Origin of the sequence: Paenibacillus sp. FSL L8-0494 (assembly GCF_038003695.1) — a bacterium.
Classification (GTDB): Bacteria; Bacillota; Bacilli; order Paenibacillales; family Paenibacillaceae; genus Paenibacillus_AQ; species Paenibacillus_AQ odorifer.
The window spans coordinates 2,791,451-2,813,492 of the sequence record NZ_JBBOPQ010000001.1; the positions used below are offsets into that span (position 1 = coordinate 2,791,451).

Annotated in this window: 19 protein-coding genes; 15 read left to right on the forward strand and 4 right to left on the reverse strand. The window is 45.0% G+C overall.

The window, feature by feature from the left end; genetic code table 11:
- Positions 1 to 31: 31 nt before the first annotated feature.
- Positions 32 to 1,507, reverse strand: a complete 1,476-nt coding sequence (locus tag NYE35_RS12500; RefSeq protein ID WP_036686120.1) for an aminotransferase class I/II-fold pyridoxal phosphate-dependent enzyme — start codon at positions 1,505 to 1,507, stop codon at positions 32 to 34.
- 97 nt (positions 1,508 to 1,604) lie between these two features.
- On the opposite strand from NYE35_RS12500, the gene NYE35_RS12505 reads away from it, so the two are divergent.
- The 4 genes from NYE35_RS12505 (at position 1,605) to NYE35_RS12520 (ending at position 6,242) form a co-directional block, all read left to right on the forward strand.
- A complete protein-coding gene (locus NYE35_RS12505; RefSeq protein WP_341121138.1) occupies positions 1,605 to 2,894 on the forward strand; it encodes an MFS transporter in 1,290 nt (429 codons plus the stop codon).
- Between the two features lie 381 nt (positions 2,895 to 3,275).
- Entirely contained in the window at positions 3,276 to 3,872 is a 597-nt protein-coding gene (locus NYE35_RS12510) for a hypothetical protein (protein WP_036686566.1), read from the forward strand.
- A 261-nt stretch (positions 3,873 to 4,133) separates the two neighbouring features.
- A complete protein-coding gene (gene gndA / locus NYE35_RS12515; protein ID WP_038570246.1) occupies positions 4,134 to 5,549 on the forward strand; it encodes an NADP-dependent phosphogluconate dehydrogenase in 1,416 nt (471 codons plus the stop codon).
- A gap of 144 nt (positions 5,550 to 5,693) precedes the next feature.
- The gene (locus NYE35_RS12520) at positions 5,694 to 6,242 is read left to right on the forward strand and encodes a shikimate kinase (RefSeq protein ID WP_235219530.1); all 549 of its coding nucleotides are present in this window, start codon (positions 5,694 to 5,696) and stop codon (positions 6,240 to 6,242) included.
- Between the two features lie 4 nt (positions 6,243 to 6,246).
- Here NYE35_RS12520 and NYE35_RS12525 read toward each other — a convergent pair whose 3' ends face one another.
- Positions 6,247 to 6,552 (reverse strand): rhodanese-like domain-containing protein, encoded by a 306-nt coding sequence (locus tag NYE35_RS12525; RefSeq protein WP_038570249.1) that lies wholly within the window; start codon positions 6,550 to 6,552, stop codon positions 6,247 to 6,249.
- A 110-nt stretch (positions 6,553 to 6,662) separates the two neighbouring features.
- On the opposite strand from NYE35_RS12525, the gene aroA reads away from it, so the two are divergent.
- The 7 genes from aroA to NYE35_RS12560 all read left to right on the forward strand — a co-directional run bounded on the left by aroA (position 6,663) and on the right by NYE35_RS12560 (position 16,165).
- Positions 6,663 to 7,955 carry a 3-phosphoshikimate 1-carboxyvinyltransferase gene (gene aroA, locus NYE35_RS12530; RefSeq protein ID WP_036686127.1) on the forward strand — a complete coding sequence of 431 codons (1,293 nt, stop codon included), beginning with the start codon at positions 6,663 to 6,665 and terminating at the stop codon, positions 7,953 to 7,955.
- Between the two features lie 75 nt (positions 7,956 to 8,030).
- Positions 8,031 to 8,465, forward strand: coding sequence for a CoA-binding protein (locus NYE35_RS12535; protein WP_076212713.1), 435 nt, complete (start codon positions 8,031 to 8,033; stop codon positions 8,463 to 8,465).
- Between the two features lie 493 nt (positions 8,466 to 8,958).
- Complete coding sequence (locus NYE35_RS12540) at positions 8,959 to 9,627, forward strand: hypothetical protein (RefSeq protein WP_326046710.1); 669 nt, start codon at positions 8,959 to 8,961, stop codon at positions 9,625 to 9,627.
- 788 nt (positions 9,628 to 10,415) lie between these two features.
- Positions 10,416 to 12,302, forward strand: a complete 1,887-nt coding sequence (locus NYE35_RS12545; RefSeq protein ID WP_036686132.1) for a glucose PTS transporter subunit IIA — start codon at positions 10,416 to 10,418, stop codon at positions 12,300 to 12,302.
- Positions 12,299 to 14,068, forward strand: coding sequence for a phosphoenolpyruvate--protein phosphotransferase (gene ptsP / locus NYE35_RS12550; RefSeq protein WP_036686134.1), 1,770 nt, complete (start codon positions 12,299 to 12,301; stop codon positions 14,066 to 14,068). Before NYE35_RS12545 ends, ptsP begins: the two co-directional genes overlap by 4 nt.
- Positions 14,069 to 14,247: 179 nt before the next feature.
- Positions 14,248 to 14,778 (forward strand): sigma-70 family RNA polymerase sigma factor, encoded by a 531-nt coding sequence (locus NYE35_RS12555; protein ID WP_094902125.1) that lies wholly within the window; start codon positions 14,248 to 14,250, stop codon positions 14,776 to 14,778.
- The gene (locus NYE35_RS12560) at positions 14,771 to 16,165 is read left to right on the forward strand and encodes a DUF4179 domain-containing protein (RefSeq protein ID WP_341121140.1); all 1,395 of its coding nucleotides are present in this window, start codon (positions 14,771 to 14,773) and stop codon (positions 16,163 to 16,165) included. The genes NYE35_RS12555 and NYE35_RS12560 overlap by 8 nt, the downstream gene beginning before the upstream one ends.
- Positions 16,166 to 16,257: 92 nt before the next feature.
- Here NYE35_RS12560 and NYE35_RS12565 read toward each other — a convergent pair whose 3' ends face one another.
- On the reverse strand, positions 16,258 to 16,782 hold the full coding sequence (locus NYE35_RS12565; protein WP_036686137.1) for a type 1 glutamine amidotransferase domain-containing protein: 525 nt from the start codon (positions 16,780 to 16,782) through the stop codon (positions 16,258 to 16,260).
- A 209-nt stretch (positions 16,783 to 16,991) separates the two neighbouring features.
- On the opposite strand from NYE35_RS12565, the gene NYE35_RS12570 reads away from it, so the two are divergent.
- The 3 genes from NYE35_RS12570 to NYE35_RS12580 all read left to right on the forward strand — a co-directional run bounded on the left by NYE35_RS12570 (position 16,992) and on the right by NYE35_RS12580 (position 19,507).
- A complete protein-coding gene (locus NYE35_RS12570) occupies positions 16,992 to 17,456 on the forward strand; it encodes a hypothetical protein (protein WP_038570275.1) in 465 nt (154 codons plus the stop codon).
- 252 nt (positions 17,457 to 17,708) lie between these two features.
- Positions 17,709 to 18,719: a catabolite control protein A gene (ccpA, locus tag NYE35_RS12575; protein WP_036686140.1), complete on the forward strand. Its 1,011-nt coding sequence runs from the start codon at positions 17,709 to 17,711 to the stop codon at positions 18,717 to 18,719.
- 92 nt (positions 18,720 to 18,811) lie between these two features.
- Positions 18,812 to 19,507 (forward strand): 5'-methylthioadenosine/adenosylhomocysteine nucleosidase, encoded by a 696-nt coding sequence (locus tag NYE35_RS12580; RefSeq protein ID WP_036686141.1) that lies wholly within the window; start codon positions 18,812 to 18,814, stop codon positions 19,505 to 19,507.
- 3 nt (positions 19,508 to 19,510) lie between these two features.
- On the opposite strand, the gene NYE35_RS12585 is transcribed toward NYE35_RS12580, so the two are convergent.
- Positions 19,511 to 20,143 carry a GNAT family N-acetyltransferase gene (locus NYE35_RS12585; RefSeq protein ID WP_036686143.1) on the reverse strand — a complete coding sequence of 211 codons (633 nt, stop codon included), beginning with the start codon at positions 20,141 to 20,143 and terminating at the stop codon, positions 19,511 to 19,513.
- A 159-nt stretch (positions 20,144 to 20,302) separates the two neighbouring features.
- Between NYE35_RS12585 and acsA the strand changes: the two genes are divergently transcribed.
- On the forward strand, positions 20,303 to 22,027 hold the full coding sequence (gene acsA / locus NYE35_RS12590) for an acetate--CoA ligase (protein WP_036686145.1): 1,725 nt from the start codon (positions 20,303 to 20,305) through the stop codon (positions 22,025 to 22,027).
- The last annotated feature ends 15 nt before the right edge of the window (positions 22,028 to 22,042 follow it).

Sequence of the window (22,042 nt, forward strand, 5' to 3'; positions counted from 1 at the left end):
ATGATTGAAGTTTTTTAGGAAAAGATGGATCTTAGGATATAGGATCGGCTTCAACAATCACCTTAACATTAGTGATGCTGCGGTCCTCAGGACCTTTAACCGGCAGACCGATTTCGACGTGGTCGATAATGTAGTCGATATTATCCTGAGTAATGACTTCGCCAGGGAGGAGAATCGGTATCCCCGGTGGATATACATAGATAAACTCTGCAATGATGTACCCGGCAGATTCGCGGAACGGAACTAACTGAGTGTCAGCATAAAAAGCATCTCTTGGAATCAAAGCAAGCTGCGGGATTTCTGGAACCTGAACCTTCAGTTCATAGATTTCACCCTTGCTATAATGGATGGCGGACAACACCCGCAAAGCAGCTAATAATTTATCTACTGATTCTTGAGTATCACCTGGGGTAATAAGGCAAAGAATATTATACATGTCACTCAGTTCAACTTCGATGTTGTATTTCTCACGCAGCCAGTTTTCGGTTTCGTAACCTGTGATCCCTAAATGGCGAACATGAATGTTAAGTTTGGTTGGATCTAGATCGAAAGTTGCTTCAGTTCCAAGTATTTCTTTACCAAAACTGTACAAGCCTTCGATAGTGTTAATGGTCTCGCGTGCGTAGTTGGACAATTGGATCGTTCTTTCCGCCATTTCATGTCCGTTCAGCGCGAGATTACGTCTAGATGTATCGAGAGACGCCAATAAAATATATGAGGTTGATGTTGTTGTCAGCATGCTCATAATGGTCTGCACCCGTTGTGGGTTAATCAGCCCAGTCTTCGCATTTAGATTCAGTACCGAGCTTTGCGTCATGGAACCACCAAGCTTATGCACACTAGTGGCAGCTATGTCCGCACCGGCCTGCATGGCCGATACCGGCAGATCCTCATGAAAATGAATCAGTACTCCATGTGCCTCGTCCACCAGTACGGGTACCCCGTAACGGTGAGCCAGGTCGACAATCGAACGCAGGTCGGCACATACGCCGAAGTACGTTGGATTGATAACTAGAACTCCTTTAGCGTCTGGATGACGCTTTAACGCTCGTTCCAGCGCACTGGTGGTTATGCCGTGATCTATCCCGAGATTCTCATCCTGTACAGGCGAGACGAACACAGGCTTGGCTCCGGAGAAGATAATGGCCGACATTACGGATTTATGAATGTTACGCGGCACAATTATTTTTTCACCCGGTGAGCAGACAGAGAGGATCATCGTCATGATGGCATTGCTCGTGCCCTGTACGCTAAAATACGTATAGTCGGCGCCGAAAGCCTTCGCAGCCAGCTTTTGAGCCTCCTGGATTACGCCAGTTGGCTGATGTAGATCATCAAGCGGTGCGATGTTGATTAGATCTATGGATAGAGCGTTATCGCCGATAAACTCACGGAATTCGGCATCGGTTCCTAGCCCCTTCTTATGCCCGGGAATATGAAATTGAACTGGATTGCCGGCGGCATGCTTTTTTAGAGCTGTGAAGAGGGGAGTACGGTGTTGATTCATTTAATGCTGTCACAACCTTTCGCGAATAGTTAATTTTTAAGGCAAGCATCAGTATAACAAAACAATCTTCAGAATACTAGGATTTGGATGTGATAGAATGTCCACGAAAGCTGAACAACGGATGAATATTAGTTTAGCATCACCATTTATTGTGGAGATGTGGGTAATTATTTTTTTAGTTGAATTTGTTAAAGGTTCGCTGCTTGTTGCCTTGTTGCCGGTGTATATGGAGAATATACTGGGCCTGTCGGTGACAGTAGTGGGATTCGCTTTTGCCCTACAGTATTTGGGGGACAACGTCTTCCGCAGCCCTTCAGGCTGGGTTATGGAGCGCATAGGGTTCCGCTGGACGATGACAGGTGCATTGTTGCTGATTCTAGTAGCCATTGGCTTGATAATCTATGCCAAAACGGCCGTTACGTTATCCATCGCCTGTCTCATTCTTGGGATCGGGACATCTCCGCTTTGGCCATGTGTGATGACCGGAATTACCGAACTCGCCGGATCAACCAAAAGCGGCAGCAGTGGTGCGGCCATGGGCGCTGTTGAGATGGCCTCTCTCGCAGGAACAGGAATCGGTCCAATTGTTGTGAATTTTTTAATGGATCAGGGTGGACAGAGTTATCATGTGGCTTTTCTGGTCTTGTTAGGTTGTGCTGCCGCTGTAGTTGTAGTAGCCCTTTTCTTACCTAAACGAATCTCTTCCAGCGGGTCTCATGCTGTCGTGAGGGACATGCATGGACTTGGCGGAGCAATGGATCGTAAAAAGCTTAGTCCGATAGAAAGTATAAAAAGAACGCTGCATCAGGTGAGAACTACCCTGAAGGTCAGCAGATGGCTGTACCCGGCGTTGTTCCTACAAGCCTTCGCCATTGGCTTGATGACGCCTGTAGTTACCTTGTTTGCACGTACAGAGCTGCATGTTAGTCCCAATCAATTCAGTTTGCTCCTCATTGCAGGGGGAGGGATTACAGTTCTTGCACTTATTCCCGCAGGCAAGCTGGTGGACCGCATAGGGACAACGGTGTTTCTGAATATAGGTTTTTTGTTAGCTGCCTTTTCACTGGCCTTTTTCTCTCAGGTTCGCTGGCTGCCACTTGCCTTTATCGCGGTGGCACTGGTCGGTATAAGCTACGCGCTTATCCTCCCGGCATGGAATGCCTTTCTGGCTAAGCAAGTACCTAAGGGAGAACGAGGGACGGTCTGGGGGTTGTTCCTGACACTCCAAGGATCAGGAATGGTAGCGGGGCCAGTTTTGTCAGGAAGATTATGGGATCATGTAGGACATGGTGTCCCATTCCTGGCAAGTGCCATTGTAATGCTGCTGCTCTTCGGGCTGCATCTGCTTATTGTGCATAGAACGAAACAGAAATTTAAGACTAGCTGAGGAAAATAAAGAGCCGCTGATAACCGAAGAATGATCCGGTATATCAGCGGTTTTTTTAGAAAATTAGAAGGACATAAGATATAACGGAAGTAAGTTTCGAAGGTCTTCTGTATGACACTGTGCAGCTGAAGGACTAGAACGTCTATGCTCCAAAAGGACTAAAAGGCATTAAAATTCTCGCTCAGCGTTTGGAGAAAGGCTGTTGCGGGTAAAAATAGTCAATAAACCAAGTTACCGCTACATAAACTGAAGTATAAAATAAGATTAAGACGAACGCAAAAAGGAAGTTAACTCAAGAAGAGGTCCGGCAGCCATGATTACTCTGGAATTGAACTAATGAAGGCTGGCTTTACAGATGTGAAGCTGTTAGGGGGGAGTGCCGTGAACAAAAACGACGAGGTGGAATATTGTAACCTGGAACTGCGGTTCGACAGACAGCATATCCAGGACCTGATCAAGGATTTGATTCAAGAAGGTTATTCCCTATATTGGAGCGAGAATGAACAGGTCTTTGTGATTTCGGTCCGTACGGGTCGCAAGTTAGTGAAATTGCGGTTTCAAAGGATTAAGGACGGCTATAAGCTTGTGGGCGATTATATGATCCGTGATGCTCGCTTGTCAGAGTGGATGGAGAAATTAATTGGGGATATGCGCGGGCATGCTATCGTTAAGCGTTTCCGGGATCGGCAGATTATTATTGAAAATATTCTGTTTGGCGAAGTGATTCGCCTGGTTGAAATTTCTGGTTATCAGCAGCGTGTGTTATATCAGAAGGGACCTATGCTCACAGATGAGGAGCTGACAAGACTCTTTTATTCTATTGAAGGGGAAGAACGGGTTCGCCAGCGGAGAATTGAAGTTGATGAACAGTTGGATCGGTTAAATGATGCATTAAAGGCTGGAGATACGGTTCGCGCGGACAAATGTCGAGCTGAGCTTGCCTTTTTGACCAAGGAATTGTTTATGTTAGAATGGTAAGCAAGTGCCGGGCAGATGTTCTTTCAAGGCACCCTGTTCATCGGGGTGTCTTATATTTGTATTGGAACTTGCAGACAGGGGTTCACTTCTGACGTTAAAAACGTTAAAATAGTCATTGTGATCATTTCTTGGTCTGAATTTGTCAATGAAATTGATCTCTATTCGCAGGGCAGGCTTTGCTGTCTCTGATAAAGGGTGGTATTCTTATACTGCGAGAAATGGATTTCACAAAAATATAGGGTGCAAAGGGTGGAGGACCAGATGGCAAAACAACAAATCGGCGTTATTGGCTTGGCGGTAATGGGCAAGAATTTGGCTCTAAATATCGAAAGCAAAGGTTTTTCCGTATCCGTATTCAACCGCTCCCCGGAGAAGACACATGATCTTCTTGCTGAAGCGGAAGGTAAAAACCTCGTAGGCACATTTTCTGTTGAGGAATTTGTAGCTTCGCTGGAAACACCGCGCAAAATTCTGATCATGGTTCAAGCTGGTAAAGCTACTGATGCTACCATCGAGCAACTGCTGCCGCATCTTGATCAAGGCGACATCATTATCGACGGAGGGAATGCTTACTTCCCTGATACAGTTCGTCGCAGTAAAGAGCTGGAAGAAAAAGGTTTCCGCTTTATCGGTACTGGAGTTTCCGGTGGTGAAGAAGGTGCTCTTAAAGGTCCTTCGATTATGCCAGGTGGTCAAGAAAGTGCGTATAAACTTGTAGAGCCTATCCTAACGGCAATCTCAGCCAAAGTGGACGGAGAGCCTTGCTGTACATATATCGGACCTGACGGTGCAGGACACTATGTTAAAATGGTGCACAACGGTATCGAATATGGTGATATGCAATTGATCTGTGAAGCTTATCAGTTGTTGAAAGATGTTCTAGGTCTGGATGCAAAAGAACTTCACAATATTTTCAAAGAGTGGAACAGCGGCGAGCTCGACAGCTACCTGATCGAGATCACTACTGATATCTTTGCTCAATATGACGAAGAAACCGGCAAACCTATGGTTGACGTTATCCTTGATTCCGCTGGCCAAAAGGGTACTGGTAAATGGACAAGCCAAAGCTCACTAGATCTTGGTGTACCTCTGTCCATGATTACCGAATCCGTATTCTCCCGCTTCCTGTCTGCTATGAAGGATGAGCGCGTAGAAGCAAGCAAAGTGCTTAACGGACCAGAAGCAACAACTTTTGAAGGCGACAAAGCCGAATTCATCGAGAACGTGCGTAAAGCATTGTTCGCGAGCAAAATCGTATCCTACGCGCAAGGTTTCGCTCAACTTCGCGTAGCTTCCGACGAATATGGATGGGATCTGAAATATGGCGAGCTGGCTAAAATCTGGCGCGGCGGCTGCATTATCCGTTCCCGTTTCCTACAAAACATCACAGATGCTTATGAGAACAATGCAGAGCTTAAGAATCTGCTTCTTGATCCTTTCTTCAAGAATGTTATGGACAATTACCAATCCGCATGGCGTAAAGTCATTGCTTCTGCGGTAACTTTGGGTGTTCCAGTCCCTGGATTCTCCAGCGCATTGGCTTACTATGACAGCTACCGTACAGAACGTTTGCCTGCTAACTTGCTTCAGGCTCAACGTGATTACTTTGGCGCTCACACCTTCAAACGTGTGGACAAAGAAGGCGTCTTCCACCACAACTGGATGGCAGCGGAATAATCTAATTGACTGTATGACAAGCGGCCCGGACGGCTTCACCAGAAATGGGGAGCCTTTCGGGTCTTTTTTTACTGGAAGAAGCGGATTGTCTAATGTTTTGACCCTGTGTTATGATATGACAAATATCGCGGTTGGAGGATAGTCATGGCTGGGGATACAGAAGAACTAAAAACGATGAGTCAGGAAGATAAGAACAAAAACATTATTTTAGTAGGGATGATGGCGACTGGTAAGTCAACTGTTGGTGCTATTTTGGCCGAGGAGCTGGGCTATGAGCTGGTTGATTTGGATCATGTCATTATTGAGACTGAAGGCAGAAGCATTGCAGAAATCTTCGCAGAAGATGGTGAGGAATACTTTCGAAGCGTAGAAACTGCGGTTCTAAAGCAAATGCTAGAGTCTGAGAATAAATTAATATCCACTGGTGGAGGCGCGGTATTGGCGCCGGGGAATACAGCCTTAATGCTGAGTAAAGGGCATGTAGTTGCGCTAACGGCAACTGAGGAAGAGATTATTGCACGTGTTAGCGGGGATGAGAATCGTCCGCTGCTCGCCGGCAATGCAGAAGAACGGGTCAGACGAATCATGGAAGATCGCCAGGATGCATACCTATTCGCGCATTACACGGTCGATACAACGGGACTGACTGCGGCAGAAGTGTCGCAACATATTTTAATGCATTACCGCGGTTGAGCTTTTAAGAGAGTGTCTCATTCCATTCAATCATACCACCGCTAAGGTTCGCAGCGTTATAACCAAACTGCTGTAGATATTCGCAGACACGTTGGCTGCGGGCACCGGAACGGCAAATGAAGATCACTTTGGCGTCGCTTGGAATATCCTCAGTACGGTGTGGAATTTCTCCCATAGGGATATGTTGTGCACCTGGAATCATCCCAGAGGCCACCTCTTCGTCTTCGCGAACATCGATGAGTACAAGGTCTTCACCTGTCTCTATACACTGCCGTAATTCTTGCGGTGTGATTTGTGGTACATTATGCATGGGTTTGACCTCTTTTCATCAGAAGAATGGTTTAATGATAACACAAGAACAGAATACCCTGTCAAACGAGCATTACATACCCACTACATCTACTAAGGAGAGTTTATATTATGGACGTTATTGTTAGGCCAACGCCATCTCTGCAAGGAGAATTTGGAGCCCTCTCTTCCAAAAACTATACGACACGTTATCTGCTGGTTGCGGCATTGTCTGAAGGAGTAAGTACGATTTATCATCCTGCACATAGTGAGGATAGCGACGCGATCCGTCGCTGCATAGCAGATTTGGGTGCTGTGCTTACAGAGGATGAGGAAAAGATTGTGATTCAAGGCTTCGGACGTCATCCAAAAGACGTTAAAGAACTTAATGTAGGAAATGCCGGAGCGGTGCTGCGTTTTCTTATGGCTGTGGCCGCGTTAAGTCCTGAGGTTACTTTTGTAAATACGTATCCAGACTCATTGGGCAAACGTCCGCATGACGACTTGATTGTGGCGCTGGAACAGCTAGGTGTTCAGGTGGAGCATAATGAAGGGAAATTGCCAATCACGATCCGTGGGGGTAAACCGGTTGGAGGCAGAATTACTGTCTCTGGTGCAGTAAGCTCCCAGTTCTTAAGTGCTCTATTATTCCTGACACCATTGCTTGAAGAAGATAGTGAAATTATTGTCCTCGATGATTTGAAATCGAAGGTTGTCGTGGGCCAGACCTTGGAAGTGTTGGAGCAGGCAGGTATTGTGGTGCACGCTGCGGATGATTACATGTCCTTTAAAGTTCCAGGTCGTCAAGCTTATGCAGCTAAGTCATATACTGTTCAAGGTGACTACCCAGGCTCTGCGGCAATCCTTGCGGCGGCTGCCGTTACAAAGTCGGATGTGAAAATCCACCGTCTTGCAGAACAAAGTAAACAAGGTGAAAGAGCCATTGTTGATGTGCTGCGGATGATGGAAGTTCCTCTTACTCATGAAGAGGGCACAGTACATGTCCAAGGGAACGGTATCCTAAAAGCTGTTGAATTTGATGGAGATGCTGCAACCGATGCGGTATTGGCCATGGTGGCTGCCGCAGTATTTGCAGAAGGCACCTCCCGATTCTATAATGTTGAGAATTTGCGTTATAAGGAATGCGATCGCATTACCGATTACTTAGCAGAATTAACCCGTGCCGGAGCTAAGGTAGAAGAACGCCGCGATGAGATAATTGTTCACGGTATGCCTGAAGGTGTCGAAGGCGGAGTCACCATTAATGCGCATTATGATCACCGCGTAATTATGGCACTATCCGTAGTGGGCTTGCGTGCGCGTAAACCTCTTTTGATTAAGGATGCACATCATGTGGCAAAATCTTATCCGCAATATTTTGATCACTTGCGTGCGCTTGGTGCGAATGTGGAGTGGGTACAATAGGAATGAGGGAGCTAGCGTATCTAGCTTCAGTTAAACAAGGATCATTAAGTGTAACTATGGAAAGGGGCACTACTTATGAGCTTTGAGAATCCAAGTCGGGAGCAGATCGGAGATATCCTTGCTTCCGCAGGTAACATTGCTGTTGTCGGCTTGTCAGACAAAACAGACCGTACCTCTTATATGGTCGCGGGCGCCATGCAAAGCCGGGGATATCGGATCATTCCCGTTAACCCAACGGTGGATGGTGAGATCCTGGGAGAAAAGTGTTATCACACTTTAGCAGAAATTCCGGAGCCAGTGGACATCGTCAATGTATTCCGTCGAAGCGAACACTGCGCAAAGGTCGCGCAGGAGGCTGCTGACATTGGCGCACGTGTGCTGTGGCTCCAGCAGGGTATAGTTAGCGCAGAAGCCGCTAAAATCGCCGCTGAGCACGGTATGATCGCCATTATGGACCGCTGCATCAAGGTCGAAGAAGCGATCACAATGCATGGGCGTAGCCGGCAGTAGGGTTGGTCATATACTGTTGAACTGAACACTGAGTTAAGTGTGTGGTGATTACAGTTATCGTTGACCAACGGACGTAACAAGGAACTGACGAATAACGAACTAGCTGGTGAAGAATGAACTAGCTGATGAAGAACGAGCTAGCTGGCGAAGAACGGACTAACTGGTGAAGAACGAACTAGCTGGTGAAGAACGAACTAACTGGTGAAGAACGAGCTAATTGGCGAAGAACGAACTAGCTGGTGAAGAATGAGCAAACTGGCGAGAACGAGCAAAAGAGGAATAAACTAACTAGGTTTAAATTTATGACGCTGAGGTTATAGCAAACTTAGATGATGGAGATCAGCCAAAGTAAGAGGTATTGTGTAACAAAAGGTGCGATTTTTAATGTAAATCGCCTGTTGAGCTAGTTATAATGAGATTAGACGAAGAACGTCCTTTAACCGCTTTTTGCGGTGAAGGGCGTTTTTTTATTTTGTAGGGGAGGCTATAGGTTATGGAGTTTGAAGAAGCGCATGGTTTGTTTATCGACCAGCATATGAAATCAAGAACAGGTGAAAGAAGAGGGAGGCTGGTTAGAGGACATAATTTTGCGGAAAAGCTATTTTTGCAGAATGTATGGTGGCCTATGTTTGAGTCCCTAGACGATTTGCATCCAGAATACGAAGTATATGACTGGAATCGCAAATCACAATTTTTGGACTTTGCTTTTCTTCCGCAGACGGGCAGCAGCTTTGGGATCGAGTGTGATGGATATCAAAGCCATGTGAAAGATATGGACCGCGAAAAATTCAACTATTCAGTAAATCGGGACACTTTTTTGACTGGGATGGGCTGGAGGATGATTCATTTTTCTTTTGATGATATCCAGCAACGTCCCGAGGTCTGCCGGATGCTGTTACAACTGGTGCTGGCGCCTTACTTGGCTCGTAATTCTGCTAGCGTAGCTATTTTGTCTGAGGAAAAAGAGGTTCTGCGTTTCGCTTGGCGTCTCGGTAGACCGGTTCGTCCAAAGGATGTGGCCACGCATTTCTGCATTAATTTCCGTACGGCGCGTCGATTGCTGCAATCATTAAGTGAGAAGGGGTTGCTGAAGCCGGTTAATCAGGGAGAAAGAATTCGGTATTATGAGGTGAAGGCTCTCAGACCAGATCAAATGTGGTAAGAGGATCTTTAGAGTCTGCGCAAGGGAATAATTGCACTTTGTACAACTAAATCGCCGGAATAGTTATCTAAATGCGAAATAGTTGTACTTTGTACACTTAAAACGCATCAAATATTAGATGAAGAGGGAAATCATTAAAAATAGTTGTATGAAGTGCAGTTAAAAAAGTGCTTAGAGTAACGTCGATATGAATAGTTGCACAAAGTACACTTAAACTCAGGTGGAATTCCTAACTGTGAGTTTAGGGTGTTGGAGATAGCTAATGGGGGGAGAAAAGTTCGATGTTATGAAGCGAGGGCTCTGAGATCAGATCAGTTCAGACCAAACCAGACCGGATCAGACCAAATCAAATCCAATCCAATCCAATCAGGTATGCTAGGGACATCTATACGATAGCTGCGCAAGGGAATAATTGCACTTTATACAGCTAAATCGCCGAAATAACTATCTAAATGCGAAATAGTTGTACTTTGTACACTTAAAACGCATCAACGATTAGGTTAAGTGGAAAATCTCTAAAAATAGTTGTATGAAGTGCAGTTAAAAAGGTGCTCAGAGTAACATCGATAGGAATAGTTGCACAAAGTACACTTAAACTAAATTCTGACTCTGTAGTATTAATAGCTCCACGTAAATACCAGCCGTTCTATGGATACTAATGAATAAATGTTTAGTGGAATGTGAGAATATTTGTTTTAAAAATGTAACGTGAAGATCTCATGAGTTTCTTTTGACAAAAATCCCCGCAGCGCTTACCATTCAATATAGAAAGAAAGGAGAGGGTAGCCTTGAATTGGCTCGGATCATTGCAGCAATTGGGCAGAGCCATAATGCTTCCTACCATGGTACTGCCGGCGGCAGCCATTTTGCTGAGTTTGGGCAGCTTACCTTGGTCTGCATGGGGACTTTCTTCGGTGTCTGAAGTGGCTACTTACGCGGGGCAGGCAATATTTTATTATATGCCTTATTTGTTCGCTGTAGGTGTAGCATGGGGTTTATCCAATCAAGCCGGAACGGCGGGGCTTGCAGCGCTGGCTGGGATGTTCACTTACGACCGAATTGTCACCCAAATGGGAGACGGGCTTGTACAACCTGCAACACTAATCGGAATTTTGCTGGGGATCGTTGCCGGTGTCGCGCAAAACCGGTTTAAAAATATTAAGCTTCCAGAGGCGATCCAGTTTTTTGGAGGGTCGCGTTTTGTTTTGCTGTTCATGGGCTTATTTTCTGCCGGGTTCGCGTGGGTAATGTTAGGAATATCTCCGCTGCTGCAGATTGGGCTGGATAATCTTTTTCAGGGAATATTGCAGACGGGCGGGTTTGGCGTTTTTATCTATGGGGTCCTATATAGGGTTCTGACCGCTTTTGGACTACATCATATTCTTAATAATGTGTTTTGGTTTCAATTTGGGAATTTTACGACTCCTGATGGTAGTGCTGTGGTTCAGGGGGATTTGCCGCGTTTTTTTGCAGGCGATCCTACGGCGGGGATTTTTATGGCGGGGTTGTTTCCGATTATGATGTTTGCGCTGCCTGCCATTGCTTTTGCAATTATTCAGGAAGCGCGCGAGGATTTGAAGCCCAAGATTAAAAAGACTTTTGTACGGGCGGCGTTGGTTTGTTTTCTGACCGGGGTTTCGGAGCAAATCGAATTTGCATTTTTATTTGCTTCTCCGTATTTGTTCGCGGTACATACTGTAATGTCCGGTCTCGCAATGGTACTGACCTACATGCTGGGAATCCATCACGGGTTCTCCTATTCGGCTGGAGCCATCGATTTCTTCTTGAACATGCATTTATCACAGAGGGCTTGGCTGCTGATTCCGATTGGTATCGGCTACGGGATTGTGTACTATAATTTATTCCGCTGGGCGATTCGCCGTTTTCAGATCCCGACACCGGGGCGTGAAGAAGGTTCAGAGCTTGGGGATTGGGCCGGCAATATCCCTTATCAGGCACCGCTAATCTTAGAGGCGCTTGGGGGCAAGGAGAATATTGTACAAGTGCAGTCCTGTATCACCCGTCTGCGGCTTACGGTTCATAATGACCGATATATAGATACTGGAGCGCTTAAAGGTTTGGGTTCCGCAGGGATTATCAAGCTGGGCGGCGGAAATGTCCAGGTAGTATTTGGCACGTATTCTGAACTGATCCGCGAGGAGATTAACAAGCTTATGCTTCGTGATTTGCCGCAGGTGCTGTTCAGTTCGCCAATGCAGGGCAGAATGATGCCTATCGAGGAAGTGCCTGATCACATTTTTGCAGCTAAGCTAGTGGGCGATGGGGTTGCATTTTTGCCGGAAAAAGGGGAACTTACTTCACCCGTATTCGGGAAAGTTATGCACGTCTATCCTACAATGCATGCCGTGGGTATTTCGACGCCGGAAGGGCTGGAAGTACTCATGCATATAGGGATCGACACTTCACAGCTCAAGGGACCCTTTGAGGCGGTTGTAAAAGAAGGCGACAGCGTGGAGCCAGGTCAATTGCTTGTTAAATTCGACCTCGCTTATTTGCGTGAACATGCGGCCTCATTGGCTACACCGATGGTGATCACGAATCCTGATCGGGTCAAATCATGGAGCTATGCTCCATTTAAAAATGTTAAAAAGGGGCAATCATCAGTAATGTCCGTAGTCTTACACGAAAGTAACGTTGGAGGGATTGAAGGATGATACAAGGCATAGGCGCAGCAGCAGGTGTAGCTATCGGGAAGGCCTTTGTCTTGCCGAACTGGGAATGGAGCTTACCGGATACACAAGTGAACCCAGTGGATCTAGCTAAGGAGTTTGAGCGTTTATACGAAGGTATCCGTACCTCTAAGGACGAGATTGAATTCATCAAAAAAGAGTTCAGAGAAGTGGTAGGTCCGGAGGAATCGAGTATTTTTGATGCTCATCTGGCGATCTTAGATGATCCTGTGTTCATGAGTGAAATCCGCGGGATCATTGAACGCCAGTACAAAGCGGCAGAAGTAGCTGTGAAAGAAGCGATTGATCATTTTGTAGCGATGTTTGATCTGCTAGACGATGAGTACATGAAGGAGCGGGCGGTTGATATCAAGGATGTCGGAAACCGTCTTTTAAAACATCTTTTAGGCGCTCCAGAGGTTACGTTACCATCGGATACACAGCCATATATTCTTGTTGCGAAGGAGTTGTCTCCTTCCCAGCTAGCTCACTTGAATCCAACTTATGTTCTAGGTATTGTCACCATGATGGGCGGTAAAACCTCACATTCCTCCATTATGGCTCGTGCGCTAGGCATTCCGCTTGTAGCGGGCTTGGAGAATAATCTGTCTAATCCTATTCAGACCGGGGACATGCTTGTGATCGACGGCGATACCGGATCTGTACAAATCCATCCAGATGAACTTACGATAAATGAATATGTAGCGATTCGGGATAAACAGCATAAAAAGAAAGAGCAGCTGGAACTGCTCGCCACCGTGGAGGCTGTCACCAAGGATGGTGTGAACCTGCGACTTGCCGGCAATATCAGTTCAGTTAAAGAACTCAACATAGCACTTAAGTATGGTGCTGAAGGTGTAGGCCTGTTCCGTACAGAGTTTCTTTATATGGACCGCAGATCTTTCCCAACTGAGGATGAACAATTTGAAGTGTATAAACAGGTTGTCGAGAAGGTGGGCAATAACACTGTAGTGATTCGTACGCTGGATATTGGCGGGGACAAGCAGTTGGATTATATCCAGCTGCCTGAAGAACAGAATCCTTTCCTTGGTTATCGGGCGATTCGCATCAGCTTGGATCGATTGGATATGTTCAAAACCCAGTTAAGTGCCATTTTGCGGGCAAGTGCATACGGGAATGTAAAGTTAATGTTTCCGATGATTTCTTCCGTAGAGGAAGTGCAGGCGGCAAAAGCTGTTTTAGAAGAAGTGAAAGCTGAGCTGGAGCAACGAGATATCCCTTTTAACCGGAATCTTCCTGTGGGTATTATGATTGAAGTTCCGGCGGCGGTTATGATTGCGGATTTATTGGCTGAGGAAGTTGACTTTTTCAGTATCGGCACTAATGATTTGGTTCAATATGTGTTAGCGGTAGACCGTATGAATGAACAAATTGCTCATATGTATCATCCGTACCATCCAGCGGTTCTGCGAATGATCCGTATGACGGTAGAAGCGGCACGTAATGCCAAGATTGATATCAGTGTATGTGGTGAAATGGCGGCGGATGAGCGTTCTTTGCCTCTTTGGCTGGAGCTGGGAATTAGAGATCTCAGCATGTCGCCGCAGGCGCTGCTGAAGGTTAAACACCGCACACTGAACACATTGGCCAAGGATGCCAAAAGAATTGCCAAAGCGTGTTTCCATCATCGTACAAGCTCAGAGACGGAAGAAATGTTAACTGCGTTTGCGCAAAAAAGTGGCCTTACGCTTGGATCAAGCGGAGAACTACAGGAGAAAGCCTCATCCTAAAGTTACTGTAACTTTTATTCAATTCATATCAAGGTTCGGCATTCTTGCCGAGCCTTTTTCTATATTTATGACATACTTTTAAAAAAACAAAACCGTTTACCCTGCAGCGCAGTCAATACATAGAGAGAGTTACACAGAACCGACTTAGGAATAAAGGCAAGGGGGGAGGCAGGCCGAAAATGGATCACATTATAAATGATGAAATGGAAATGGCCGCTACGGACGAAGAGCTATTTTATGAGCAAGTGGCTGGACAGAAAAGAAAACTTTATAGCATTGCCTACAGCTATTTGCGAAATGAAGCGGATTCGCTGGAGGTTTTGCAGGAGGCAACCTGCCGCGCATGGATTAAACGAAAGAGCTTAAAAGACGCGGAGCGGTTCGCTCCTTGGTTAACACGTATTTTGATTAATTGCTGTAATGATGAGCTGAAGCGCCGAAAGAGGAACACAGTCGCAGAAGCTGCTCGAAGTGATGAGGGAATCATGGAGATGAAAAGTGACCGCAGACTGGACATGGAACAAGCGCTGGATGGAGTGAAACCCAAATATCGCCAAGTGCTGGTGCTCAAATATTACAAGGATATGACCCTTGCCGAAATTGCAGAGGTGCTGGATAAACCAGAGGGTACAGTGAAGACATGGCTGAATAAAGGATTAAAACAACTGCGTGACAAAATGAAGCGGAAGGGGGAGCTGTTTTATGGCTGAGTCTGAAGAGAAGCTGCTTAAAGATTATTTTCAGAAAATCGATGCGGAGGCAGAAGAACTTCTGGATGTAAAACTGGACACCGCGATCCGCAGGGGGATGCAGCAAGGGAACCGTACACGTTTGTCTTTTAGTAAAAGGTACGCTGTTGTTGTATTGGTGGTCTTGGCATTCGCCTTACTTATAATTGTGCCTTGGGCAAATCAGATGATAAATCCCGTACGTGCACAATTACCTCCAAAAAGCTGGGGCCAGCTTGAAGTGTTTAGACCCGTTATTGCTAATAATCTGACGATTAAATCAGCACTTGATGCAGGGATGATGAAGGAGGTAAGTATCTCTTCTTCTGAGGTGGACGGGATAACATGGACTGTTAACGGAATCATTGCAGATCGAAGAGGCATTGCAGTGCTTTATACAATCCAGAACAATACGGATCAGAAGATGCGTCTTTTTGGCTTGTCTTTGAAAAAGACTCCAGAGGATAAATACCACCTTAGTGGATACAGCGGGTTTAGCACTTCTAATGCACAAGAGGTTGGGTCCCCTGGGACGACTCGTATGTATGAGCAAATCGTCTGGGATAAATATCAGGATGAGATACCAGAGGAGTTGAATATCACATTATCGCTTTTTCCAGATGCTCTTAGTCAAGTTTTTAATAACAAGGATATAAAAGAAATGGGTGTCAAAATTCCACTGGAAGCCGATAACAATTATTTTCAAGGAGAACTTGTTGATTTGAAGGATAGTCTGTCTATCGGTGGACAGAAAATTATAATGGACCAGGTTTATATTGGACCTACGGGTATTTATATGCGGGAAACCTTTGGCAGAGAGAATACAATGAGGATTTTTAGTTTGCTATCACCTAAGCTTGTCCTCGGAAAAGGGGATCATCAAGAGGAACTAATGCGGGCAAGTGGATCGAATATTTACCACAATGACAATATGAGACCTAATGATCCAATCAAACTTGAAGTTGAAGGAATCTCTGCTCTAGATCAATCAGAGGTCGAGCTTGTGATTAACACGGAAACGCAGCAGATTTTAAAGGCACCGGATAACTCTCTCTCGATTTCCAAACGGACCGCGGACGAAGAGCAGGGGATTATAGTATTGGATTTATTGATTCCCAAAAAAGTTGAGGAGTTGCATGAAGCAACCGGTTTTGGGATAGACGATAATTTTGTGGATAGCGCTGGAAGCGGACATTGGCTTGTACATGATAATTACTCCGGATATAGAGAGTATAGAGAGGATGCAAAAGGAACTACAATAACTTATTTTCTTAACGTGGGTCAAGAAAAGCTGCCTCAACCTTTGACCTTTAGGTTTACAAATTATCCAAATATGATCATGGAGACGGATTCTATGCGGATCAGGTAATAATTTGGAATTTTAAACGCCTCAAATCAAAAGCCCTGCTCCTCAAATTGTGAGAAACAGGGCTTGTTTGATTTTAAACTATATACCTATGTTTATTCCCCAGCAAGTGCATCGCAAAAGGCTTTGCCGTATGGCGGAAGATCTGGCGGGCGGCGAGCGGAAATGATATGTCCATCCGTAACTACAGCCTCATCCTTCCAGATGGCTCCGGCATTCTCCATGTCATCACGGATGCCCGGCGTGGAGGTGACGGTTACACCTTCCAGAATTTTAGCAGAAATTAATACCCAGCCTGCATGGCAGATCTGCCCAATTGGTTTTTTAGCCGCATTAAAATCCTGTACTAGCTTTAGAACGGCACTGTATCTACGGATTTTATCAGGAGCCCAGCCGCCTGGAACCAAAATCCCATCATAATCTGCGGCATTAAGCTCGTCCCAGGAGTATTCTGCTTTAGCAGGTACGCCATATTTACCGACGTACGTCTTATTTTTTTCCAGACCTGCCAAGTGAACCTCGGCACCTTCTTCTCTCACCCGATACACGGGATACCAGAGCTCCAAATCTTCAAATTCATCGTCTACGAGTGCTATCACCTTTTTACCGGCTAGTCTCATTTAGTTAAGCTCCTTTCGATTCCCATGATTCTTTCATTATTCTATCAAATTTAAAATATGAAGTCATCTTTAGGGATGTAAATTATAGACAAATTGCCAATTTAATCATTATATGCAATAAAGGAGGGTTTTAATCGAGTAGAGTCGAATATAGAAGTTGAAAAAGTCAAACTTTGTGCTTTATTAATTTTGTGCAAGAGGTGTAGAAGATGTATAAAGATAATTTGATGGAGAAGTTGTGCAGTTGTGGTGGCCTCATGAACTTACATATGCATTCTTTGATTTTTAATACGAAGATGAAGATTACGCATGTTCCTGTCTATACCTGCCCAGAATGCGCTAGTTATGAACCTTTGCAGTTTATTAAAGCAGATCTAGGCAAATTAGTAAAAGAACTCAGTGGAGATGATCCGGGAAAAGATTTTTTGTTTACGGAGAGAAATGAATTGGCCAGTGTATTAAAAGAATCCTTGTCAGAAACTATAATAGGGGGAATATCAGAACTAGAGACGATAATCCGAGAGAGGATTCAGACCCGAGTCGATATGCTTCTCGATATCTATCGTTTAGCTGAGAAGCTGTCAGACCAGCATTGGATGGAAGAAACTAGTCGAAGATTGTCTCAATTATCCTTCCAAATGACTGAAAATGAAGATTATAAAAAAATTGTGTGAAAATAATGAAAATTTTTCACGGAATGTTGGATTTTTCACTCACTTTTTGTTACGATAGATAGAAGTTACATTATTGATGCTCTTGGACAGGTTAACCAGCACTGGTCACAATTTTAATCCAGGGTGACGTTTTCAGCCTTGAAAGAAATTTTGAAAGGAAAATGAAGCGTTATCATTGCACAAATGTACAAAGTGTCGTATCATATTTTTAATTAGTCGAACGATAAAATTTATCGCAATGGAGAGAGTAATTTGACGGTAACCATTTACGATGTAGCTCGAGAAGCAGGCGTATCTATGGCTACGGTATCACGGGTTGTGAATAATAACCCTAACGTGAAACCGCAGACCCGGAAGAAAGTTTTTGAAGCGATTGAACGTTTGGGATATCGTCCCAATGCCGTGGCAAGAGGTCTTGCCAGTAAGAAAACGACAACCGTTGGGGTTGTCATCCCTGATATTTCAAACTCGATTTTTGCAGAAATTGCACGCGGGATTGAAGATATCGCGAACATGTATCATTACAATATCATATTGTGTAACGCGGATAAGCGTAAAGAGAAAGAAATTCGTGTCATTAATACCCTTTTGGAGAAACAGGTCGATGGTCTGCTCTTCATGGGGGGTACAGTAACTGACGAACATATTCAAGCTTTCCAGACTTCTGCAGTTCCGATTGTTCTATGTGCTACACGGGATGAGAAGGGAACTTATCCTTCCGTTGACATCGATCATGAAACCGCTGCTTTTGATGCTGTGAACACATTGATTCGTCACGGTCATCGTGAGATTGCTATGATCAGTGGCACACTGCAGGATCCTGCAAATGGATATGCACGTTTCCATGGTTACAAGAAAGCACTGGAACAGGCAGGAATCGAGTACCAAGAGGATTTGGTACGCATCGGTAACTACCGCTATGAATCTGGTGTAGAAGCAATGAAGTATTTCCTTGGACTCAAGAAGAAACCAACCGCTATTTTTGCGGCAACGGATGAAATGGCTATTGGCGCCATTCACAGTATTCAAGATGAAGGTCTGAAGGTACCGGATGATTTCTCCATTATTAGTGTGGATAACATTCGTATGGCTTCGATGGTTCGTCCTTTGCTGACAACCGTAGCTCAGCCTATGTACGATTTGGGCGCGGTTGCGATGAGACTTTTGACCAAGCTTATGAAGAAAGAAACCGTTGAGAATCCGCGGGTTATCCTGCCTCATGAAACGATTCTCCGCTTGTCGGTTAATCATCTGAATAAGTAATTTAAGAACTGAACAGTTATTCCGTAAAAAGCTCCTTATGGAGCTTTTTATGTTTTTATTTATTAAACAAATCATCAAAGGAGGCATTTGCTGTGAGTGAAATCATCGGATTAATCGGAGCGATGGATGAAGAAATTAAGCTGCTTCTAGAAGGCATGGAGGACAAGCGGACAAAAGTTAAAGCAGGTATACAATATTACATAGGAAATATATTAGGCAAATCCGTAGTGCTCTGTAAATCTGGGGTGGGTAAAGTAAATGCAGCAGTTACGACTCAGCTTCTAATTGATAATTTTGGCGTATCCCGTGTGCTGTTTACGGGGGTTGCTGGTGCTGTACATCCTGAATTGAATATTGGAGATATTGTTATATCGTCTACATGTGTACAACATGACATGGATGCTACGGGGCTTGGGTTCGCAAGAGGCGAAATTCCTTATCAGGAGACTTCCGTCTTCCAGGCAGACCCTGCGTTAGTACAGCTTGCTGAGAAGGCATGCAATGAGTTAGGTCAAAAGTACTTGATAGGCAAAGTGTTATCTGGTGATCAATTCATTTCTAATGCGGAGATGGTAGCTGAATTAAGAGAGCAAATGGATGGAGCTTGTGTGGAAATGGAAGGGGCGGCGGTTGCCCAAGTCTGTCATATGAACGCCACGCCCTTTGTCATCATTCGCTCGATGTCAGATAAGTCTGATGGATCAGCTGAGGTGAATTTCAGAGAATTTACAGTACAATCTTCACAACGCTCGCATTCCATATTAGAATTTATGCTGCAGCATATTTAATGCTCAATACATGAAACGTTGTCTAAAACGTACTCTGTCAAAGGTCTCCTGAGAGGACATGGGCACCTCTTGTCCAATGCGAACCATTAGGCAGTTAGCGGGATGTGAGCAGATTTCCGGATCATCCGTAGCATACCAAACCATATTAACGGTCTTCATCAGGCGTTCCATCATTTGGCGATAGGCCCACACGTCCAGCCCACTGCCTTTTAAATCCCAGTGCCAATAATACTCTGTTGTAAAAACAATACAATTCTCTAATTGCTCCCGTTCAAAAGCAGTAGAAATCAGCAGCCGGCCTAGTCCGGCCCCTCTATAATCATTACTCACCTCTATCGCTCCAAGCTCAATAAGATCCTCCATCCCACCCTGTGACCATAACTCCATTTCATCTGGATAATGGAAGGTCACATAGCCCACTATGACATCATTCTCTACCGCAGTAATCACACGGCCTTCTGGCAAGCTGGCGATCTCTACGAGCGCCTCTTGCTGCTCTAATGGCCTGCGAAAAGCATCTAGATCCTGATGCATATGCAGGGCTTCAAGGTCCTCAGGAGATCGGGGTCCGCTCACAGTTATCGTTCTACCCATATAGGAGAGAGTATGGGAAATAGGGATTTTGCGATGCTCCATGACAGTGCTCCTTTCAGATCAAAAAAATGGTATGTAAACGCTTGCTATGGTATACTAATTCAGACATAAAAAATTCACATTCACTGCATTGACATCATTATTTAAAACATGAGTCTTACCCTTAAAGCTTAAATCAAACGAGTGAGGGAGGCAAGAGTGATGGGTCAAGTCCATAGCGAAATTTTGCCGGGTCGTGTGCAGAGCTCCAATATGTCTGATTATGCGGAGGCAGTAGCCAATTTTGAGTGGGAGGATGTTGAACGTAATTTCTCATGGTATGAAACCGGCAAGGTTAATATGGCCTATGAAGCCGTTGATCGCCATGTTGATGAAGGGCGGGGAGCGGCAACGGCCCTACTCTACAGTGACACTGTACGGGAAGAATCCTATACATTTACCGATCTGCAGGAACGGTCGAATCGGTTCGGAAATGTATTGCGTAAATATGGCATCGGTAAAGGAGATAGGGTATTTATTTTTATGCCTCGCCAACCGGAACTGTATTTCAGTCTGCTAGGTATTCTCAAAATCGGAGCCATAGCAGGACCCTTGTTCGAAGCCTTCATGGAAACAGCAGTTAAGGATCGTTTGGAGGATAGTGGAGCCGTTGCGTTGGTAACTACGCCTGAATTGCTGCATCGGGTCAAACGAGAAGAGCTTCCGGAGCTTCGTCATATTTTTCTAGTAGGTGGAGCAACAGATATTGAGCAAGGAAACTTAGGATTCGCAGAAGAGATGGCTAACGTTTCAGCTGATCTTAATTTAGAATGGCTTGATTTGGACGATGGCCTTATTATGCATTATACATCTGGTTCTACAGGTAAGCCCAAGGGCGTTTATCATGTGCATAGAGCAATGATTCAACATTATTATACAGGTAGAGTAGTGCTAGATCTACGTCAAGACGATATATACTGGTGTACGGCAGATCCTGGCTGGGTGACAGGAACTTCATATGGGATATTTGCCCCTTGGTTAAACGGCGTAACGAATGTAGTCAGAGGCGGTCGCTTTAGTCCTCAGGATTGGTATAAGACAATCGAACGGAATAAGGTATCTGTATGGTACAGCGCACCTACAGCTTTTCGTATGTTGATGGGTGCAGGGGAGCACTCTTTACAGGGGATTGATTTAAGCAGTTTGCGCCATGTTCTATCGGTTGGTGAACCGTTAAATCCGGAAGTGGTGCGTTGGGGAGATAAATTTTACAATCAGCGTATACATGATACTTGGTGGATGACTGAAACAGGGGCACAATTGATTTGTAATTATCCGGCAATGGATATCAAACCAGGCTCAATGGGCCGTCCGTTACCGGGGATTGAAGCAGCGATTCTGGATGATCGGGGAAATGTTCTTCCGCCGTTCTCTATGGGGAATCTTGCGATAAAAACTCCGTGGCCGTCCATGATGAAAACGATCTGGAACAATCAGACGAAGTATGAGGAATATTTCCGGATTCCTGGCTGGTACATTTCTGGCGATTCCGCTTATATGGATGACGAAGGATATTTCTGGTTTCAGGGACGAATTGATGATGTTATCAACTCTTCTGGTGAGCGTATTGGGCCATTTGAAGTGGAGAGCAAATTAGTGGAACATCCGGCAGTGGCAGAAGCGGGTGTAATCGGCAAACCGGATCTTGTGCGGGGTGAGATTATTAAGGCTTTTATCTCGCTTAGAGAAGGTTATACTCCAACTGCTGCTCTGAAAGAGGAGATCGCCGCTTTTGTCAAAGCAGGCCTGTCTGCACATGCTGCGCCGCGAGAAATCGAGTTTAAGGATAAACTACCGAAGACACGATCAGGTAAAATCATGCGGCGTGTACTGAAGGCATGGGAGCTGCATCTTCCGACAGGAGATCTATCCACGATTGAGGATTAGAATGAATTGTAAAAA

Coding starts and splice junctions, on each gene's coding strand:
- NYE35_RS12520 (WP_235219530.1), top strand. CDS start 5,694: ATGGCTGGGGATACAGAAGAACTAAAAACGATGAGTCAGGAAGATAAG.
- NYE35_RS12560 (WP_341121140.1), top strand. CDS start 14,771: ATGGCTGAGTCTGAAGAGAAGCTGCTTAAAGATTATTTTCAGAAAATC.
- NYE35_RS12535 (WP_076212713.1), top strand. CDS start 8,031: ATGAGCTTTGAGAATCCAAGTCGGGAGCAGATCGGAGATATCCTTGCT.
- ptsP (WP_036686134.1), top strand. CDS start 12,299: ATGATACAAGGCATAGGCGCAGCAGCAGGTGTAGCTATCGGGAAGGCC.
- gndA (WP_038570246.1), top strand. CDS start 4,134: ATGGCAAAACAACAAATCGGCGTTATTGGCTTGGCGGTAATGGGCAAG.
- NYE35_RS12505 (WP_341121138.1), top strand. CDS start 1,605: ATGTCCACGAAAGCTGAACAACGGATGAATATTAGTTTAGCATCACCA.
- acsA (WP_036686145.1), top strand. CDS start 20,303: ATGGGTCAAGTCCATAGCGAAATTTTGCCGGGTCGTGTGCAGAGCTCC.
- NYE35_RS12500 (WP_036686120.1), bottom strand. CDS start 1,507: ATGAATCAACACCGTACTCCCCTCTTCACAGCTCTAAAAAAGCATGCC.
- NYE35_RS12540 (WP_326046710.1), top strand. CDS start 8,959: ATGGAGTTTGAAGAAGCGCATGGTTTGTTTATCGACCAGCATATGAAA.
- NYE35_RS12555 (WP_094902125.1), top strand. CDS start 14,248: ATGGATCACATTATAAATGATGAAATGGAAATGGCCGCTACGGACGAA.
- NYE35_RS12525 (WP_038570249.1), bottom strand. CDS start 6,552: ATGCATAATGTACCACAAATCACACCGCAAGAATTACGGCAGTGTATA.
- aroA (WP_036686127.1), top strand. CDS start 6,663: ATGGACGTTATTGTTAGGCCAACGCCATCTCTGCAAGGAGAATTTGGA.
- NYE35_RS12570 (WP_038570275.1), top strand. CDS start 16,992: ATGTATAAAGATAATTTGATGGAGAAGTTGTGCAGTTGTGGTGGCCTC.
- NYE35_RS12585 (WP_036686143.1), bottom strand. CDS start 20,143: ATGGAGCATCGCAAAATCCCTATTTCCCATACTCTCTCCTATATGGGT.
- NYE35_RS12565 (WP_036686137.1), bottom strand. CDS start 16,782: ATGAGACTAGCCGGTAAAAAGGTGATAGCACTCGTAGACGATGAATTT.